This window comes from Neisseria sp. P0001.S005, assembly GCF_051963715.1.
Map to the genome: position 1 here is coordinate 1 of NZ_JBQCTZ010000272.1, position 3,841 is coordinate 3,841.

Genomic DNA, 3,841 nt, shown 5'->3' on the forward strand with positions numbered 1-3,841 from the left:
GGACAATCAAGCGGATGGTTGATGAGCAGGAACTCCATCACGCCTTCTTGCGCCTCTCGGGCTTTTGCCGAATGCGTGCGCACAATCATGCCGTCTGTAACCGGCGTGGCACAGGCGGGCAGAGGTTTGGGGGCTTTTTCCACGTCTACCAAACACATACGGCAGTTGGCGGCGATGGAAAGTTTTTTGTGGTAACAGAAATGCGGGATATAAGTACCGAGCTTGTGCGCGGCTTCAATCACCGTCGCGCCCTGCTCCACAGATACCTGTTTGCCGTCGATTTCGATTTGTAACATGGTTCGTTCCTAGTTACGGGTATTTAATAAATAATTCTTTTAGAGGCCGTCTGAAAACTTAGCACCATTTATTCGGTTTCATCGGTCCGCCGTGTTCGATGTAATGCACAAACTCATCACGGAAATGCTTGGTAAAGCTGCGAACTGGGAAGACGGCGGCATCGGCAAGGGCGCAGATGGTGCGGCCTGCCATTTGGTTGCCGACGGAATCCAGCAAATCCAAGTCTTCCATGCGACCTTTGCCTTCTACGATGCGGTGGACGATGCGGTAAAGCCAGCCAGTACCTTCACGACAAGGCGTACATTGGCCGCAAGACTCGTCATAGTAGAAGTAGCTCAGGCGCTCAAGGGCTTTCACCATGCACACGTCTTCATCCATGACGATAATCGCGCCGGAACCCAGCATCGAGCCTGCTTTGGAAATCGAGTCATAGTCCATATTGGTCTGCATCATGATATCGGCAGGCAAAACTGGCGCGGACGAACCGCCGGGAATGACGGCCTTGAGTTTTTTACCGCCACGCATACCGCCCGCCATTTTCAGGACTTCGGCAAACGGCGTACCCAATGGCACTTCATAGTTGCCCGGACGCTCGACATGGCCGGAAATACAGAACAATTTGGTACCGCCTGCATTCGGAATACCTTTATCGGCAAATGCCTGTCCGCCGTCGCGGATAATGAATGGAACGGAGGAGAACGTTTCGGTATTGTTGATGGTAGTCGGTTTGCCGTACAGGCCGAACGAAGCAGGGAATGGCGGTTTAAAGCGCGGCTGGCCTTTTTTGCCTTCCAACGACTCGAGCAATGCGGTTTCTTCGCCGCAAATATATGCGCCGTAGCCGTGGTGGGCGAAGAGTTCAAATTCAAAATCCGAACCCAAAATATTTTTACCCAAAAAGCCTGCGGCACGAGCCTGCTCCAAAGCGGCCTCAAAGCGTTGGTAGCCTTCGAAAATTTCGCCGTGGATGTAGTTGTAGCCGGCTTTCGCACCCATCGCGTAACCGGCAATAATCATGCCTTCAATCAGGGCATGAGGATTGAACATAATGATGTCGCGGTCTTTAAATGTACCCGGCTCGCCTTCGTCGGTGTTGCAGACGACGTATTTTTCACCGGGGAAGGAACGGGGCATAAAGCTCCATTTCAAACCGGTCGGAAAGCCCGCACCGCCGCGCCCGCGCAATCCGGAAGTTTTGACTTCGTCAATCACGTCGGTTTGCGAGATGTTTTCGGACAGGATTCTACGCAGCGCGCTGTAACCACCGCGTTTGACGTATTCGTCCAATGTCCAGCAATCGGGATTGGCGGTATCCACTTGGTCAAAAATCACGCCTGATTGGTAAATAGCCATTTTTGGTGTGCCTGTTCGTTTTCGTATCGGTTGCAGCCGTTGTTTTCAGACGGCCTGAATGTATTTTGTATTGGTTCCCAACCTACTTCGCTAAATTTTCTCCAAAAAATTCAGCATGTCCATTTTCTTTAATTCGTTACTATACGCTGCATATAATGGGTGTCGAGGTTGTCCGCTCTTTAAAAGCTCTCCAATTCTTAACCAATTTATAGGATACTGTTTTAAGTTTTCGTAAAGCTGTTTTAAGCAGTCGGAAAAATACGCTCTAGAATAAAATAAACCACCCCAAGCCAACAAAATATCACTTGTTACTTGTTGTGAAATCAATTTAGAAATGATTTCAACATTTTTTTGTATAATTTCTTTACTAGCTTCTTGCGGTAAATCATTAGGATTCGTTGCTCTTTGTGGATACAAATTAAACATTACAAAACTTGTATATCCATTTTCCTCAGCAAAACCCATGACTTTTCTAATTGTAGGATCAGGTTCTTTGTCATCTGCAGTACTAGGATTAATACCAAAAACAAAAAGCGTTTTTTCAGATATAGATCCTAATGCAAAACGATATTTATTTAATTCATCTATTTCATAAATATCTATTATGTATTCCATACCATGCCCCTTTTTCAGACGTCCTTTTATTTCAGTTCGGCAAGTTTCTTGTCAATTGCTTCTTCGGTCATAAAGCTGCACATGCTGTGGTTGTTGACCAGCATGACCGGAGCATCGCCACATGCGCCCATGCATTCACCTTCGACAAGGGTAAATTTGCCGTCAGGCGTGGTTTCGCCGTAGCCGATACCGAGTTTTTGTTTGAGGTATTCGCCGGTAGCCATACCGCCGCGCAGGGCGCAGGGCAGGTTGGTACAAACGGTCAGTTTGTATTTGCCGACAGGCTCAAGGTCGTACATATTGTAGAAAGTAGCGACTTCGTAGGCTTGTGCAGGCGAGATGCCGATATAGTCTGCGACAAAAGCGATGGTCTCAGGAGCGAGCCAGCCTTTTTCGGTCTGGGCAATACGCAATGCGCCCATAATGGCAGAGCGGCGTTGGTCGGCGGGATATTTTGCCAACTCGATGTCAATTTGTTTTAAGGATTCTGCGGATAACATTATCGGTCAACCTCCCCGAATACGATGTCCTGCGTACCAATGATAGCAACAACGTCGGCCAGCATGTGGCCTTTTGCCATTTCGTCCATGCCTTGCAAGTGGGCAAAGCCGGGTGCGCGGATTTTCAGGCGGTAGGGTTTGTTTGCGCCGTCTGAAATGATGTAAACGCCGAACTCGCCTTTCGGATGTTCGACAGCGGTGTAGGTCTCGCCCTCGGGAACGTGCATACCCTCGGTAAAGAGTTTGAAATGGTGAATCAGGTCTTCCATACCTGTTTTCATTTCGGTACGTTTGGGCGGAGCGAATTTGTGGTTTGTGGTAATGACCGGACCCGGATTGACACGCAACCACTCGGAACATTGTTTGATGATGCGCACGGATTGACGCATTTCTTCCATACGGCAGAGGTAACGGTCGTAGCAGTCGCCGTTCACACCGACGGGAATATCGAAATCCATTTTGTCGTACACTTCGTAAGGCTGTGTCTTACGCACGTCCCATTCCACGCCGGAACCGCGAAGCATAACGCCGGTAAAGCCTTTTTGCATGGCGCGCTCAGGAGTGACAACGCCGATGCCGACGGTACGCTGTTTCCAAATACGGTTGTCGGTCAGGAGGGTTTCGAGTGTGTCGATGTTTTTCGGGAAACGTTCGCAGAAGGCGTCGATAAAGTCGAGCATGGTGCCTTCGCGGGATTCGTTGAGCTGCTTCAATACTTTGGCGTTGCGGAATTTGCTGCTCTCGTATTTAGGCATGAAGTCGGGCAGGTCGCGGTAAACGCCGCCGGGACGGAAGTAGGCGGCGTGCATACGTGCGCCGGACACGGCTTCGTACAAGTCCATCAGCTCTTCGCGGTCGCGGAAGGCATAAAGGATGGCGGTCATCGCGCCGATGTCGAAGGCGTGCGAACCGATGCCCATCAAGTGATTGAGGATGCGCGTTACTTCGGCGAACATCACGCGGATGTATTGGGCGCGGATAGGCACATCGATACCGGCGAGTTTTTCTACTGCCAAACAATACGCCTGCTCGTTGACCATCATGGAAACGTAGTCCAAGCGGTCCATATAGGGCAG

5 protein-coding genes are annotated in these 3,841 nt (G+C 49.8%); all 5 read right to left on the reverse strand.

Going from position 1 to position 3,841, the window contains the following annotated elements; all coding sequences use genetic code 11:
- A partial coding sequence (locus ACTHSP_RS18620) for a 2Fe-2S iron-sulfur cluster-binding protein (protein WP_440346647.1) occupies nucleotides 1–296 on the reverse strand: 296 nt, incomplete at its 3' end.
- Nucleotides 297–354: 58 nt separating this feature from the next.
- A complete protein-coding gene (gene nuoF / locus ACTHSP_RS18625) occupies nucleotides 355–1,650 on the reverse strand; it encodes an NADH-quinone oxidoreductase subunit NuoF (RefSeq protein WP_070829751.1) in 1,296 nt (431 codons plus the stop codon).
- A gap of 90 nt (nucleotides 1,651–1,740) precedes the next feature.
- The gene (locus tag ACTHSP_RS18630) at nucleotides 1,741–2,265 is read right to left on the reverse strand and encodes a DUF1643 domain-containing protein (RefSeq protein WP_070829749.1); all 525 of its coding nucleotides are present in this window, start codon (nucleotides 2,263–2,265) and stop codon (nucleotides 1,741–1,743) included.
- A gap of 26 nt (nucleotides 2,266–2,291) precedes the next feature.
- Nucleotides 2,292–2,765: an NADH-quinone oxidoreductase subunit NuoE gene (gene nuoE / locus ACTHSP_RS18635; RefSeq protein ID WP_049332996.1), complete on the reverse strand. Its 474-nt coding sequence runs from the start codon at nucleotides 2,763–2,765 to the stop codon at nucleotides 2,292–2,294.
- The coding region (gene nuoD, locus ACTHSP_RS18640; protein WP_440346648.1) for an NADH dehydrogenase (quinone) subunit D at nucleotides 2,765–3,841 on the reverse strand (1,077 nt) is incomplete at its 5' end. The genes nuoE and nuoD, both read right to left, overlap by 1 nt.